Source organism: Sphingomonas plantiphila (assembly GCF_046000505.1).
In the GTDB taxonomy this organism is placed as follows: Bacteria; Pseudomonadota; Alphaproteobacteria; order Sphingomonadales; family Sphingomonadaceae; genus Sphingomonas; species Sphingomonas plantiphila.
The window spans coordinates 482,831-497,409 of the sequence record NZ_JBELQC010000003.1 but is presented as its reverse complement, the minus strand read 5'-3'; the positions used below and the strand labels follow the sequence as shown (position 1 = coordinate 497,409).

9 protein-coding genes and 1 other RNA gene are annotated in these 14,579 nt (G+C 67.8%); all 10 read right to left on the bottom strand.

Annotation, left to right across the window (positions count from 1 at the left end; translation table 11 throughout):
- Positions 1 to 138 precede the first annotated feature (138 nt).
- Positions 139 to 1,587: a 3-isopropylmalate dehydratase large subunit gene (leuC, locus tag ABS767_RS17425; RefSeq protein WP_408080683.1), complete on the bottom strand. Its 1,449-nt coding sequence runs from the start codon at positions 1,585 to 1,587 to the stop codon at positions 139 to 141.
- A 71-nt stretch (positions 1,588 to 1,658) separates the two neighbouring features.
- A complete protein-coding gene (locus ABS767_RS17420) occupies positions 1,659 to 3,146 on the bottom strand; it encodes a SulP family inorganic anion transporter (protein WP_408080769.1) in 1,488 nt (495 codons plus the stop codon).
- 122 nt (positions 3,147 to 3,268) lie between these two features.
- A complete protein-coding gene (locus ABS767_RS17415; protein WP_408080681.1) occupies positions 3,269 to 7,816 on the bottom strand; it encodes a CHAT domain-containing protein in 4,548 nt (1,515 codons plus the stop codon).
- A 73-nt stretch (positions 7,817 to 7,889) separates the two neighbouring features.
- An RNA gene (rnpB, locus tag ABS767_RS17410) (RNase P RNA component class A) lies at positions 7,890 to 8,286 on the bottom strand.
- Positions 8,287 to 8,414: 128 nt separating this feature from the next.
- A complete protein-coding gene (locus tag ABS767_RS17405; RefSeq protein WP_408080679.1) occupies positions 8,415 to 8,825 on the bottom strand; it encodes a hypothetical protein in 411 nt (136 codons plus the stop codon).
- Positions 8,806 to 10,527, bottom strand: coding sequence for a dihydroxy-acid dehydratase (gene ilvD / locus ABS767_RS17400; RefSeq protein ID WP_408080677.1), 1,722 nt, complete (start codon positions 10,525 to 10,527; stop codon positions 8,806 to 8,808). The genes ABS767_RS17405 and ilvD overlap by 20 nt, the downstream gene beginning before the upstream one ends.
- Positions 10,528 to 10,534: 7 nt before the next feature.
- Positions 10,535 to 11,266, bottom strand: a complete 732-nt coding sequence (locus ABS767_RS17395; protein ID WP_408080675.1) for an N-formylglutamate amidohydrolase — start codon at positions 11,264 to 11,266, stop codon at positions 10,535 to 10,537.
- On the bottom strand, positions 11,263 to 11,991 hold the full coding sequence (locus ABS767_RS17390; protein WP_408080673.1) for an enoyl-CoA hydratase/isomerase family protein: 729 nt from the start codon (positions 11,989 to 11,991) through the stop codon (positions 11,263 to 11,265). The genes ABS767_RS17395 and ABS767_RS17390 overlap by 4 nt, the downstream gene beginning before the upstream one ends.
- Positions 11,992 to 12,178: 187 nt before the next feature.
- Positions 12,179 to 13,006: a 4-(cytidine 5'-diphospho)-2-C-methyl-D-erythritol kinase gene (locus ABS767_RS17385; RefSeq protein WP_408080767.1), complete on the bottom strand. Its 828-nt coding sequence runs from the start codon at positions 13,004 to 13,006 to the stop codon at positions 12,179 to 12,181.
- Entirely contained in the window at positions 13,006 to 14,565 is a 1,560-nt protein-coding gene (locus ABS767_RS17380) for a tetratricopeptide repeat protein (RefSeq protein WP_408080671.1), read from the bottom strand. The genes ABS767_RS17385 and ABS767_RS17380 overlap by 1 nt, the downstream gene beginning before the upstream one ends.
- Positions 14,566 to 14,579 lie beyond the last annotated feature (14 nt).

Below are 14,579 nucleotides of genomic sequence, written 5' to 3'. Positions count from 1 at the left end.
ATATGACGGGAGGCCGCGTCAGCGAACCGGGGCAGCCGCCTGTGCTTCGCCCACCGTGAAGGTCGCGGTCGCATAGACCGCCGCTGCGCCGCTCAGAATCGTGCCTGCGATCAATGCCACCAATACGCGCTTCACCGGTCATCCCCCCGCCTGGACCCCCATCAGGTCCCGAACGTCCGTCAGCTTCCCGGTCACCGCCGCCGCCGCCGCCATGGCGGGCGAAACGAGGTGGGTACGCGCCCCCGGACCCTGCCTTCCTACGAAATTTCTGTTGGAAGTGGAAGCACATCTCTCACCCGCGGGGACTTTGTCGGGGTTCATCGCAAGGCACATCGAACAGCCCGGCTCGCGCCACTCAAACCCGGCTGAGGTGAAGATGCGATCGAGCCCCTCGGCCTCGGCCTGGCGCTTGACCAGCCCCGAGCCCGGGACGATCAGCGCCTGGCGCACGCCGTCGGCAACCTGGCGCCCGTTCACCACCGCAGCGGCAGCGCGCAGATCCTCGATCCGGCTGTTGGTGCAGCTGCCGATGAAGATATGCTCGACCGCGATGTCCTGCATCCGCATGCCGGGGGCGAGGCCCATATAGTCGAGCGATTTCCGCGCCGCGACGCGCTTGGCCGGGTCTTCGAAACTGTCCGGATCGGGCACGCTTCCGGTGATCGGCACGACGTCCTCGGGACTGGTCCCCCAGGTCAGCGAGGGCGCGATATCGCTGCCCTGCAGCGTCACGGTCCGATCGTACTGCGCGCCCGGATCGGTCGGCAGCGACCGCCACCACGCCAGCGCCTTATCCCACTCCGCGCCCTTGGGCGCCATCGGCCGGCCCTTCAGATAGGCATAGGTGGTCTCGTCGGGCGCGATCAGGCCGGCGCGCGCGCCGCCCTCGATCGACATGTTGCTGATCGTCAGCCGCCCCTCGATCGACAGGTTGCGGATCACCTCGCCGGTATATTCGAGGACATAGCCGGTGCCGCCCGCGGCCCCGATCTTGCCGATGATCGCGAGGATCACGTCCTTGGCGCTGACGCCATAGCCGAGCGTGCCGTCGACGCGGATTTCCATCGTTTTCGACTGGCTGAGCAGCAGCGTCTGGGTCGCCAGCACATGCTCGACCTCGCTCGTCCCGATGCCGAAGGCGAGCGCGCCGAGCGCGCCGTGCGCCGAGGTATGGCTGTCGCCACAGACCAGCGTAGTCCCGGGCAGGGTGAACCCCTGTTCGGGGCCGACGACATGGACGATGCCCTGCTCAGGGTCGGTCGCGCCGAAATAGTCGATCCCGAACTCGGCGACGTTGCGCTCGAGCGCCGCCAGCTGCTGCGCGCTCTCGACGTCCGCGATCGGCAGGCGATTGCCCGCCGCATCGACCCGCGCGGTGGTGGGAAGATTGTGGTCCGGCACCGCGAGCGTGAGATCGGGGCGGCGCACACGGCGGCCGGCGATGCGCAGCGCCTCGAACGCCTGCGGACTCGTCACCTCATGGACGAGATGGCGGTCGATATAGATGAGGCAGGTGCCGTCGGGACGGCGTTCGACGACATGCGACGCCCAGATCTTTTCGTAGAGGGTGAGGGGTTTGCTGGCCATGATGGCGCCGCCTTACAATGAAATGTCGCGACGGCAAGCCATCGCGACATTTTAGAAGGCATAGCCAGGCTTCAGTGCCCCACCACGCCGAGCGAGGCGAACGGCTTGTCGTGCTCGCCATATTTCTCGACGAGCGTGGCGCTGGCTTCGTTAAGCCCGATCACCTCGACCTCCTTGCCCTCCGCGCGCAGGCGCAGCACGATCTTGTCGAGCACGCCGGTGGCCGAAATGTCCCAGAAATGCGCGTCGCTCAGGTCAATCGCCACCTTGGCCACACCCTCCTCGCGGAAGCGGATCGATTCCATGATCCGGTCGGTCGAGGCGAAGAAGATCTGCCCGGCGATGCTATAGCGGCGGGTGGTTCCGTCCGGGCTGACCGCAGACTCGATCGTGACAAGCTGGCGCACCTTGCCGGCGAAGAAGATTCCCGACAGCAGCACGCCGGCCAGCACGCCCATCGACAGATCGTGGGTCCACACCACGATGATTACGGTCGCCAGCATCACCACGCTCGACTGCCACGGATGGACCCGCAGATCGGCGAAGGACTGCCAGCGGAAGGTGCTGACCGACACGAACACCATCACCGCAACCAGCGCCGGCATCGGGATCTGTGCGACCCATGGCCCGAGCGCGACAATCAGGATCAGCAGCAGGATGCCCGCAGCGAAGGTCGACAGGCGACGACGCCCGCCCGACTTCACGTTGATCACCGACTGGCCGATCATCGCGCAGCCACCCATGCCGCCGATCATCCCGGTGAAGAAGTTGGCGATCCCCTGCCCCAGCGTCTCGCGCTGCTTGTCCGATCGCGTCTCGGTCATGTCGTCGACGATCTGTGCGGTCAGCAGCGATTCGAGCAGGCCGACCGCCGCCATCGCCAGCGAGAAGGGCGCGATGATGCGCAGCGTTTCCCAAGTCAACGGCACCTGCGGCAGGTGGAACATCGGCAGTGCATCGGGCAGCTTGCCCATCTCGCCAACCGTGTTGACGTCGATCCCCATGCCGATCGCCACCGCCGCGAGCAGCACGATCGCGACCAGCGGCGATGGCACGGCGGTGGTCAGGCGCGGGAGCAGGTAGATGATCGCGAGCCCCGCCGCGACCATCGCATAGGTTTCCCATCCGACATTGGTGAGCTGGGGCAGCTGCGCCATGAAGATCAGGATCGCGAGCGCGTTGACGAATCCGGTGATCACCGATCGCGACACGAAGCGCATCAGCAGGTCGAGCCGCAGCAGCGCGGCGATCCCCTGGAACACGCCCATCAGGATCGTCGCGGCGAACAGATATTCGACGCCATGGTCGCGCACCAGCGGGCCGACCAGCACCGCCACCGCCGCAGTTGCGGCCGAGATCATTCCGGGACGTCCGCCGGTGATCGCGATGATCACCGCGATCGAGAAGCTGGCATACAGTCCGACGCTCGGGTCCACCCCGGCGATCAGCGCGAACCCGATCGCCTCGGGGATCAGCGCGAGCGCCACGACCAGACCCGACACGATCTCGCGCCCCGGATTGGTCAGCCAGTCACGGCGGACGTTCGAGGCAAAGGACATGTGGACGTCGGCCATACGGCGCTCCGGAAAACCAGCAGAAAGAGGATTGCTGCAGTGCAGCGCGTCCAGTGCGCCTAACCTCCGCCAGCGAAAGGTTCAACCCGCCCGATGCGAGCCCGGCCCTATTGCCAGTTCCCCAACAAAGTGAAGGGCGCCCAGTAAAAGGGGTGCGCATAGCCGGTCACCGCCGGCCCCTTCGGCTTGTCCGCCTGTTGCCTCAGGCTGCCACGGTCGACGCCCGCGCCGCCCTGCGATGCCATCAGCGCGATCTGCGCCTGGCGCAACGCCTCTGCTTTGCTCGTGCCGCCCTTGGCATGGATCGCGTAGAAGCGCTGCATCAGCACCGCCGTGGATTCGTCCGCGACCGACCACAGCGATGCGAGCACCGCAGACGCACCGGCCTTTTGCGCCAGCTCGGCAAGGCTCGCATCTACCTCCGACCCGTTCTGGTTGCCCCCCGGCACCCCCGTCTGGCAGGCGGAGAGGGCGAGCAGGTCGACATCGATCGCGGTGAAGCTGCCGTCCCGGATGAATTCGGTGAGCGGCAGTTCGTGCCCCGTGCCGAGCAACAGGAACGACTTGTCCGCGCTGGCGGGGTCGAGCGCGAAATGCGACGCGATATGGATGACGCGATAGCCGCCCGCCATCGCCGTTCCCAGCGCGGCGCGGTCGAACGCCGTGTCGAGCTTGACGACCCCCGGCAACACCCCGGTCGCCGCCCCCTCGCCGCGTACGATGCCGCTGAGTTCGGCGGGAACCGCGGGCAGCGGGCTAAGACCGGCCCCACCCTGGCTCGCGCCCAGCGCCGCCACGCGCCATTCAGCGGCGTCGGAAGGACCCATCTGCACTTCGTCGATCGAGCGGAAGGAGCTGAAGGCATAGCGTTTGGCAAGCCAGTCGGTGCCGTCGTGCAGCGCCGCCATCGGCAGATAGCGCAGCGCATCGTCTAGCGAGAGCATCACCTGTTTGATTCCGGCGGCGCGCAACGCCTTGTCCACCGGTTCGAACGCATCGCGATACAGCCGCGACGCCGGGTCGGTGATGAACACCGCCTTGTCGCTGATCGCCTGTCGATAGAGGCCGATATCCTTGCGCAACGCCGCAATGTCGATCGGCACCACGATCGATTTCTGGTAGTTGGCGGTGGTCACCAGCCAGTGGATGCGATCGGGCAGCACCACCGCGTGCAGCGCGGCGACGTCCTTGCCCAGCCGCCGGACGGTGCTGATCAGGCGCGGCTGGATCGACGCGACGCGATCGGCCTTTTCCTCCTGGTCGGGTGTCTTGGCGGCGTCCAGCCCCGCGACGGCGTCCGCCAGATCACCCAGTTCGCTGCGGAACGCGGTTTGGGCAGCGCCGAGCGCCGTCGTCGCGGCGGCCAGCTCCTGTTGCTGTTGCGGGGTCAGTGTCCCCTGGCGTTGCAGCGCAATCAGCCGGTCGCGGGCCGCCCCGGCCTGGGCCAGCGCTTCGGTGGCTGCGTCGAACGCGGCGATGCTCTGCGTCTGCTTTGCATCGAGCGGCATCCGGTCGAACGCCTCGCCCTCGCGCCGCTTGTCGCGAGTGTAATTGTAGCTCTCGAAATCCTTGAGCATCGCCAGCACATGCTCGGCCTCGCCGAAGCGCCCCATCTCCATGAAGATGCCGGCGAGGTAGCGATAGCGATCCTGATGCACGCGGATGAAGCATTCGCGGATCGACGGATCGAGATCGGCGATCCGCTTGCGTGCATCCTGCAGCTTGTTGACCGCGACCTTGGCGAAGAACAAGGCCGCCTCGCGCCGCCCGCCGCCATTGGCTTCGTTCGCGGCGCTGGACCAGTGGCACGAGGTTTCGATCAGCGCGAAGTAATTGTCCCGACTGCCGTAGCGCGAATAGACAGCGGCATCCTTGATCGCGAGCGCGCGGACCTTGGTCGCCAGGAACTGGTCCATCTTGCCGTAGAGCAGATAATGCTCCTCCAGCCCGCGAAACCCTTCGAACACCGCATATTCCGAACCGTTCTCGACCGCCGCGTCGAGATCCTTCTTGAGCATCGCCTCGCGCGCCTCGAAGCTCGGCTCGGCGCTCAGTCCGGGCGTTTCCGGTCCGATCGGGAGCGGCGTGAAGCCCTCGATCCGCGTCAGGCACCGGATCGTCGCCTGTGCTCCGCAGGCCTCCTGCCATTTCTGCGCATCATCGCTGCCGCGGCGCACCGCTTCGGCAAGCCAGTAGCGAGTCTGTTTGAGGTCGGGCTTCATGCCCCAGCCGAGCGCCGACGCGCGCACCATGGCGACCGCTCCACCGCTCCATCCCGAGCCGGCGGCATGGCGGAACCAGCGCAGCGCCATGTCGGGGTCCTTCGCCACGCCGGACCCGTGGAGATAGGCTTCGCCGACCGCCACGCGCGCGCTGTAATCGCCGCAATGCACCGCCCAGCGCAGCAGGCGCATCGCCTCTTTCGGGTTCGCCTTGGTCCCGTTGCCGGCGAGGTACATGCGCGCGAGCAGGACGGCGTTGGCATAGCTCGACGATGCGGCACGCTGCATCCACTCGAACGCCTGCACGGGATCGGTGGCGGGCGCGCCAGACCGCTCGGCATCGGTGAAGTCGAGTTCGCCCTTGTAGTAGAGCGCCAGGCTGAGCGCGGCATAGCCCTCGCCGCGGCGATAGGCCTCTTCCCACGCGCGCACCGCCTTGAGCGCGTTCTTCTCGACGCCATAGCCCTTGAGATAGATATAGCCGATCGCGCGCTGGGCGTCGGCAGAGCCACGTTCGGCGGCGATCGCGAACCATTTCAGCGCGGCCTGGGGATCACCCTTCCCTTCGTCGAGCAGCCGCCAGGCATATTTGGCTGCGGCCTCCTTCATCCCGAGCTGGGCGAGCTTCTCGAACAGCGGGATATGCGACGCATCGCCGTTGAAGTTGAACATCGACGGGGTATCGAACTGCGCGATGAACGCCTTGCGCCGCTCCTCCGGCAACCCCTTGAACTCGTCGGTATCGGCGTAGCGCGCCAGTTCGCGCTGCGCCGCTTCCTGAAGCTTGAGGTCGATCATCAGCTTGAGCTGATATTCCTTCGAAACCGACGGATCGCTGGCGGCGCGCGCATATTGCACGGCGAGTCCGAACTGCTGGCGCGACAGCGTGCCCTTCTGCAACGCCTTCGCGACCTCGGTCAGCAGCGCCGGATCGGTCTCGCGCGCGATTCTTTCCCGCCAGACATCGCTATCGACCTTGAGGCCGGCTTGTTCGATCAGCGGTCCGGGATGCGCCAGCGCGGCGATCGCCCAGCCTTCCTTCTTGGCCGCAGCGTCGGTCAGGATCTTCAGCGCCTCGGCGCGCCCGGAATCGCCCGGCTCGTCGCGCAGGATGACCTCGACCAGCGGCCGTCCCGTATCCTCGACCCCTTCGGCATAGGCGCGGGTGTAATATTTCCGCGCGGCTTTTAGGTCCATCGGGACCACCTTGCCCTCCGAAAACACGTCGGCGGCGACCGCGGCAAAGTCCGGATCCTCCAGCGTCGCCATCTTGTGATACCATTCGACCGCGGCGGGATTGTCGCTCGGGACCCCGGTGAACTCGCTCGATGCCAGCCCGAAGGCGAGCTTGCGCATGCCGTTCCCGTTCCCCGCTTCGGCGGCCTTGCGATACCAGTCGCGCCCGGTGACCTCGTCGCGCGGCATGCCGCGCCCGTTGGTCGCCATGTCGCCCAGTTCCACCATCGCGTCGTCGTCGCCCGCGTCCGCGGCCTTGCGGTACCAGGCGATCGCCATCTGGTTATCGCGCTCGACCCCGATGCCGTCGCGATAATAGGTGCCGAGCCGCCGCATCGCGCTGGTCTGATCACGGTCGACGGCGAGCCGGACATATTCCGCCGCGCCCGCCTCGTCCTTAGTCCCACCCCGCCCGGTCTGGAGCATCACCGCATAGTTTTCGGCGCCCCAGCCGGAACCGCGATCCGACGCGAGCTTGTACAGCCGCCGCGCTTCAGCGGGGTCCTTGGCTCCGCCAAGGCCCATTTCGCTCATATAGCCGAGAGCGGCGACCGCAGTGTCGTCGCCCATCTCCATCGCGCGCCGATACCATTTGCGCGCCATCGCATAGTCTTGCGGCACGCCGTGCTCGGCAAAGCGATAGATGTCGCCCAGATCCTTCGCTGCGCCGACATTGCCGAGCTCGACGGCGCGGGCATAGAGCTGCAATCCCGCGGCGCGATCGGCGGTCGTCCCTACGCCCTTCATATAATATTCGGCGAGGCGTCCCACGATCCAGACATAGCGACTCGTCTCACCGGCGCGGGCATAGCTGAACGCACGCACGGGGTCCTTCACCACGCCCTCGCCCAGCTCGTACATCGATGCCAGCGTATTTGCCGCCTGCATGCTCCCTGCGGCGGCGGCGCGTTCGATCAGCGGGAACGCCTCCGCGCCCTCCCCCGCCTTGGTCAGCGCGCGACCAAGATTGGCCATGACGTCGGCATTGCCCGGCGCATCGGCCAGCGCCCTACGGCACAGTTGGATCGCGCGCTCGACGATGATCTCGTCATAAGGCTTACCGGTCGTATCGTCGGGCGTGGGAAGCCGCGCCTCCTGCGCGCACATCCGCACGCCGTCGTTCTCGCGCGCTTCGGCCTGGCCGGAGATGAGGGCCGCGAGCGATACGCCCGCGGCGAGCAGGGTGCCGCGTATCATGAACTTCGCCTCCGCCACCCCTTATCCCCCAGCGGGCGCGGCGGTGACAAGCCCCGGCTTTCAGACGAAATGAGTTGCCAGAGGGCCTGTAAGCCGGGTTCTGTCCACGCGGCCCTTTCCCCGAGGGGAGGTGCGCGCGATGGGCGACCATTCCTCTAGGCCCGCATTTGCATGGGGGCTCAAGCAATCAACCCGGGCCGCGGGGCGGAACTCCCCATATGCGGCCCCTATTCGATCTTGCTCCCGGTGGGGTTTGCCGTGCCGCTTCCGTTGCCGGTCGCGCGGTGCGCTCTTGCCGCACCCTTTCACCCTTGCCCTCAGTCCGAAGACCAGTGGGCGGTCTGCTCTCTGTGGCACTTTCCCTGACCCCGGCGAACCGGGACCGCCGGGCGTTACCCGGCACCGTGTTTCCGTGGAGCCCGGACTTTCCTCGGTATGCTTGCGCATAACGCGGCCGCCCGGCCCTCTGGCCACGCGGCGATAGGACTAAATCTCCCGTTTCGCAAATAGCGGCTTCGTGGTCGACCACCAGCAGCGGAGGCACGAAGTCGAACCGCCTGCGGCCGCTATCGGCGCCCGCACGCGCACACTTGGCCGCTTACTGCCGGCTTGCACCCTTCACGGTCGCAGGCAGGCGATAGCGGACGTCGTCGATCGCCACCTCGATCGCGTCGGGCGCGATCACGCTGACCAGCGCCTGACGCGCGCCATCGGCCGCCACCACGCCGCGCCCGTCCTTCGTCACGCGCAGCCGATGGAAGCCGCCGTCGGGATGGCGGATAGTCAACATCAGCCCGTCCTGCGACTGCACGCGATCGATCGTGCAGCGGGTCGCGAAATCGCTCGTCCCGTTCAGCGCGCACGGGATGCGCCCCTCCGCCGCGGCGCGCTTTTCCATCGCACGCGCCGCTTCGGCCCGCTCGGCCTCGGTCTGGACCTTCGGCCGATCGCAGGCGGCCAGCGTCAGCAGCGCCGCTGCCGCAATAACTTCAGATATCCGCAAAAACATGCGTTTCGGACTTTGCCCCCGGATGCGTTACCGCGCCCTTATAAGCAGGTCCGACATTCTGCGCATAGCGCCACAATGCCCCGGACCGATAGTCGTTGACGCGCGGCTGCCAGGCTGCTCGGCGCTGCGCCAGCACGTCATCGGCCACGTCGAGGTCGATCGTTCCCGCTTCGGCGTCGATGCGGATCGTGTCGCCATCCTCGACCAGCGCGATCGGCCCGCCCTCGGCCGCCTCCGGCCCGACATGGCCGATGCAGAAGCCGCGCGTGCCACCGGAAAAGCGCCCGTCGGTAATCAGCGCAACCTTCTCGCCGAGGCCCAGGCCATAGAGCGCAGCAGTGGTCGACAGCATCTCACGCATGCCGGGACCGCCCTTGGGCCCTTCATAGCGGATGATGATCACCTCGCCCTCGCGGATCGAGCGCGCTTCTACCGCGGCGAAGGCATCCTCCTCGCAATCGAAGCAGCGCGCCGGCCCCTCGAACTGCAACCGGTGCATGCCCGCGACCTTCACGATCGCACCATCGGGGGCGAGACTGCCGCGCAGCCCGACGACGCCGCCCGTCGGCGTGATCGGCGTCTTGACGTCGTAGATGACCTTCTGGTCGGGGTTCCACGTCACCTGATCGATATTCTCGCCCAGCGTGCGGCCGGTGACCGTCATGCAGTTGCCGTCGAGCAGATCGTTGGCCAACATCGTCTTCATCAGCATGTAGACGCCGCCCGCCTCGTACATGTCCTTGGCGACATATTTACCACCGGGCTTGAGGTCGGCGATGTAAGGCGTTGATTTGAATATCTCGGCGACGTCGAACAGATCGAAATCGATCCCGGCTTCGCTCGCCATCGCCGGCAGATGCAGCGCGCCGTTGGTCGACCCGCCCGTCGCCGCGACGATCCGCGCAGCATTCACGAAGGCTTCGCGCGTGCAGATGTCGCGCGGACGGATGTTGCGTTCGATCAGCTCCATCACCTGATAGCCTGCCGCGATCGCGATCTGCTCGCGGCTGCTATAGGGTGCCGGGACCATGTTGCTGTTGGGCAGCGACAGCCCGATCGCCTCGCCGACGCACGCCATGGTGTTGGCGGTGAACTGGCCGCCGCACGCGCCATGGCCCGGGCACGCGACCTTTTCGAGCGCGTGCACCTCACTGATCGGACAGGTGCCCGCCGCGAACTTGCCGACGACCTCGAACACGTCGACCACGGTGACGTCGCGCTCTTCGTAGCGGCCGGGCAGGATCGATCCGCCATAGACGAAGATCGACGGGATATTGAGGCGCAGCATCGCCATCATCATTCCCGGCAGCGACTTGTCGCACCCGGCAAAGCCGACCAGCGCGTCATAGCAATGCCCGCGCACCGACAGCTCGACCGAGTCGGCGATCACTTCGCGGCTCACCAGCGAGGATTTCATCCCCTGATGACCCATCGCTATGCCGTCGGTCACGGTGATCGTGTTGAAGCGGCGCGGCATGCCGCCATTGTCGATCACGCCCTTGCGCGCGGCATCGGCCTGCATGTCCAGCGTCGTGTTGCACGGCGCGCTGTCATTGCCCGCGCTGGCGAGCGCCACGAACGGACGCGCGATCTCTTCCTCGCTCAGCCCCATCGCATAGTAATAGCTGCGATGCGGCGCGCGCTCGGGGCCGACCGACACGTGGCGCGACGGCAGGCGGGACTTGTCGAAACGGTTGGTCATGCCGCGCCTATGTCGCCGCAAGCGGCCCCTGCGCAAGATGATCGCGCACATCTGTTACCAGTTTTGCGAGAATTTCACGCCACCGCTCCACGCCCGCAGCGTCGCGGATCAGATCGTTGCGGATCTCGATCCCGAGATACGGCGTCCCGGTCGCCTCGGCGTGCCGGTTCATCGTCGCGTTGAGGACGCGCCCGGAATAGGGTTGGTTGTCGCCGGTCACGATGCCCGCCTCACGCAGCAGGCGCACCCCGATCCGCGCAGCGCGGGCATCGCGATTGTAGAGAATGCCCGCCTCCCACGGACGGGGTTCGGCGAGCCCGTTTTCCAGCGCGGGCGTAAAGCTGTGGATCACGACGATCAGCGCGGGACGCCGCGCGCGCACCGTCCGCGCGATCTGTGCGTGATAGGGTGCGAAGTAACGGGCGATGCGCGCGTCGCGATCGGCTGCATCATTGCCTGGGATGGCATGCCCGTCGCTCACATGGGGGATCAGGCCCGGTGCATCCGGCTCGCGATTGAAGTCGATGACGAGCCGCGACACCGCCGCAAGGATCGCGGGCGCGCCCAGCTGCGCGGCGAGCGCCTCGGCCAGCGGAGCGGCACCGATGTCGATCGCGATATGCTTGTCGAGCAGCGCCGGATCGATCCCCAGATCAATGTCGTCCGGCACCGTATTGGACGCGTGATCGCACAGGATCAGGATATCGCCCGCGCCCTCGATCCAGCGATAGCCGGTCATCGCCTGCCTCCCAGAAACGCCTCGAGCCGTTCGGCGAACGCGACCGAAGCGAACGCATCCTCGAATGCGCGATCGTGGCCGGGCGCGTGGGGGTTGCGAAGGACGGATTTCAGCAATCGCACCGCGTCGCGATCATTGGCGGAGATCGCACGCGCCATTTCCCGCGCCACAGGTTCTGCATGGTCCGCCCGCCGATGGGCCAGCCCGATGCGCAGTGCCACATCGGCATCGACCCGCTCGCCGGTGAACAGCATCGTTGCCGCCTGCCCCTCGCCCACCCGCGCCTTCAGCCGCGCGACGTCGCCGGCCGGATATCCGATGCCGAGCTTGGCCGGCGTCGTCGCAAACACCGCGCCATCGCCAGCGACGACGATGTCGCACGCCAGCGTCAATGCGACCGCCGCTCCGAAACACCCGCCGTCCACCGCGGCGATGACCGGCATCGGCAGCGCCGCGACTCCTTCGATCCCCCGCGCCATTGCCGACCGAAAGCGCGCGCGCTGCGCCGGATCGTCGATCAGGGTCGGAAATTCGGTGAGGTCGGCGCCGGCCGAAAACATGCCGGGCATCGCGGAGTGCAGGATAACCGCGGCGACATCGCTCGCGGCGATCGCCGCTGCCGCGTCCGCCAGCGCATCCCACGCGTCGATCGAGATCGCGTTGCGCGCGTTTCCACGATCGAGCGTCAGCAGGGCGATGGCGCCGTCACGCGCGGACCGGATCATCGCGGCCCCCGAAATCGGGGATGGCGCCCGCCCGCCCTGTCGGGCGAAGACGGGGGCCATCCGCGGGCGTTTCGCTCCCGGCGCCTGACCCGCAGCAACGAACCAGCAAGAACAGGGCCAGTTTCTCCGCCCCACCCAGAGGCAAGGCCCGGCGACCCGCGCTGCGCCAGTCTGGCACAACCGCCTGTCACGCCAGTGCCGTTTCGAGACACCACCACCCCGGCTCCGCTTGCCCGATGTCGCGCGCGGCTGCCGCACGCGCCGCGGCTGTCTCGAACAGCGCAAAACAGGTCGCCCCCGATCCGGACATGCGCGCCAGCACCACGCCCGACGCTGCGTCGAGCCGTGCCAGCACATCGTCGATTGCCGGAGCGATCGCGCGCGCCTGCGGCTCCAGATCGTTGCGCCCCGCGCGCGCTGCCGTCAGCACGTCTCCCTCAGGGAGCGCGCCCCGATCCACGCCATCCCAGCCGCGAAATACGGCGGCGGTTGCGACCGCGACGCCGGGATTGACCAGCAGCACGGGCACACCCGCCGCACCGGCAACCGGCGCAAGCTGCTCGCCGCGCCCCGTGCCGATCGCGGTCCGCCCCAGCAGGCAGACGGGGACATCGGAGCCCAGCGCATCCGCCACGGCGAACAGGCGCGGATCGTCGACCGCCACGCCCTGCCGCCGCGCCAGCAGCCTTAGCATCGCGGCGGCATCCGCCGATCCGCCGCCCAGGCCCGACGCGACCGGAAGGTTCTTCTCCAGCGTGATCCGCCCCGGCGTCGCCACGCCGAACGCCCTGCCGAAGGCGTCACGCGCGCGGGTCACCAGATTGTCGCCTTCATCCGCGAGGCCAGCCGCAAACGGCCCCTCGACCGCAAATCCCTCGCCCGCGTCGTCCAGCTGGACCAAATCGCCGTCCGTTACGAACGCAAACAATGTTTCCAGCTCGTGATAGCCGTCGTCGCGCCGCCGCCGCACATGCAGCGCCAGGTTGAGCTTCGCCGGTGCGGGCTCGCGGTCGATCAGTTTGCCGCCGTCCTCTGCGCCAAGCCGTCGGCGAGCTTGGTCGTCAACCGCCCCTTCTGCTCACCCTCGGCATAGACCGCCGCCGCGCGCCACGCGTAGCGCGCCTCGAACCGGCGACCCGATTTCCAATAGGCATCGCCCAGATGCTCGTTGATCGTCGGGCTCGAAGGCTGTCCCTGCGCAGCGCGCTCGAGAAGCGGCAGCGCCTTGGCCACATCGCCGCTGCGGAGATAGCCCCAGCCCAGCGAGTCGGTGATCGCGGGATCGTCGGGACGCAACCGGCTGGCGCGTTCCAGCAAGGCGACCGCCTCGTTCAGATTTTCGCCCCGCTCGATCTGCGCATAGCCGAGATAGTTGAGCGCGACCGGCTGCTCGGGCGCGAGCTCGACGGCCTTGCGCAGATGCGGCAACGCCGCCTCCCACTGCCCGGACCGCTCCAGCGCGCCGCCGAGTTGGAGATGATGGACCCATGTCGCCGAAGCGCCGGCCATCTCCAGCGCCTTCTGGTAGACGCGCGCCGCCTCGGCATCCTGCCCCAGGTCGGACAGATTGTCGGCATAGCGCTGAAGGTCGCGCGGGTCCGCGCCCCGGCGCATCGCCATCCCCCGCGCCAGCGCCAGCGCCCGCTCGGGCTCGTCCTGCTCGCGCAGGAACCCGACGCGCTCGGCCAGCGCCGCGCCGTGGAAGGGGCTGTCCGGCCTGACGGTATCGAGCGCCAGGATGGCGCGATCGAATGCACGCTCTCCCGCCAGCGCCGCGGCCAGCAACAGCTTCGCGCGATCGTCGCCGGGATCGAGCAGCAGCGCCGAGCGCGCGAGCAGGATCGACAGCGCCTGGGTTTCCTGGCCCGACAGATCTGCGGCGAGGCGCGTCAGAAGCCGGCTGGTTCCGAATGCTGCCCCGGGACGCGACTTGCGCAGGCCGCCGCGCAGGGCGGTGATTACCGGATCGTCGCCGGACAGAACTTCGCGCGCAATCCGCTCCCGGCCGGTTCCGGCGAGCAGGGTCGCGGCATTCCAGCGCAGGTCGATGCTCCCCGGATCGGCACCCACCGCCGCCCGCAATGCCGCCACGCCTTCATCGAGCCGCTTCGATGCGATCAGCAGCAGCGCGCGGTGTTCGGCGATATAGCGACGACTCAGTCCGCTCTCGCCGGCATTGTCCAGGATCGGAAACGGATCGGCGCCGCGATCGAATGCCAGCCATGCGCGCAGCACAGGCGCCAGAAAATCGAGCGGGCCGGATCCGATTCGTCCCAGCGCATCGTCCGCACGCAGGCGATCGCGCGTCCGGACCGCGTCGGCAAATTCGAGGATCGCGGTGTCGGCGGGCGCGACGCCCGAGCGCACCAGCACCGCCGCCGCGCGCCGGGCCAGCGCGATGTCCCCCGCCGCCAGCGCGTTGCGATAGGCCCGGATCGCCACCACCTCGTCCCCCGGCGCCTCGGCCAGCGCCGCGGCATAGCCCGCTGCGGCCGCGTCCACCGCGCCATCGGCGGCGGCGGCGCGCGCCTTCACATAGGCGCCGAGATCGGCATGCGCGACCCCCGGGAGCATGAGGGCCAGCGCCG

What these genes read in the sequence shown, in the direction of transcription:
- leuC (WP_408080683.1), bottom strand. Translation starts at nt 1,587, where the DNA reads ATGGCCAGCAAACCCCTCACCCTCTACGAAAAGATCTGGGCGTCGCAT.
- ABS767_RS17420 (WP_408080769.1), bottom strand. Translation starts at nt 3,146, where the DNA reads ATGTCCTTTGCCTCGAACGTCCGCCGTGACTGGCTGACCAATCCGGGG.
- ABS767_RS17415 (WP_408080681.1), bottom strand. Translation starts at nt 7,816, where the DNA reads ATGATACGCGGCACCCTGCTCGCCGCGGGCGTATCGCTCGCGGCCCTC.
- ABS767_RS17405 (WP_408080679.1), bottom strand. Translation starts at nt 8,825, where the DNA reads ATGTTTTTGCGGATATCTGAAGTTATTGCGGCAGCGGCGCTGCTGACG.
- ilvD (WP_408080677.1), bottom strand. Translation starts at nt 10,527, where the DNA reads ATGACCAACCGTTTCGACAAGTCCCGCCTGCCGTCGCGCCACGTGTCG.
- ABS767_RS17395 (WP_408080675.1), bottom strand. Translation starts at nt 11,266, where the DNA reads ATGACCGGCTATCGCTGGATCGAGGGCGCGGGCGATATCCTGATCCTG.
- ABS767_RS17390 (WP_408080673.1), bottom strand. Translation starts at nt 11,991, where the DNA reads ATGATCCGGTCCGCGCGTGACGGCGCCATCGCCCTGCTGACGCTCGAT.
- ABS767_RS17380 (WP_408080671.1), bottom strand. Translation starts at nt 14,565, where the DNA reads ATGCTCCCGGGGGTCGCGCATGCCGATCTCGGCGCCTATGTGAAGGCG.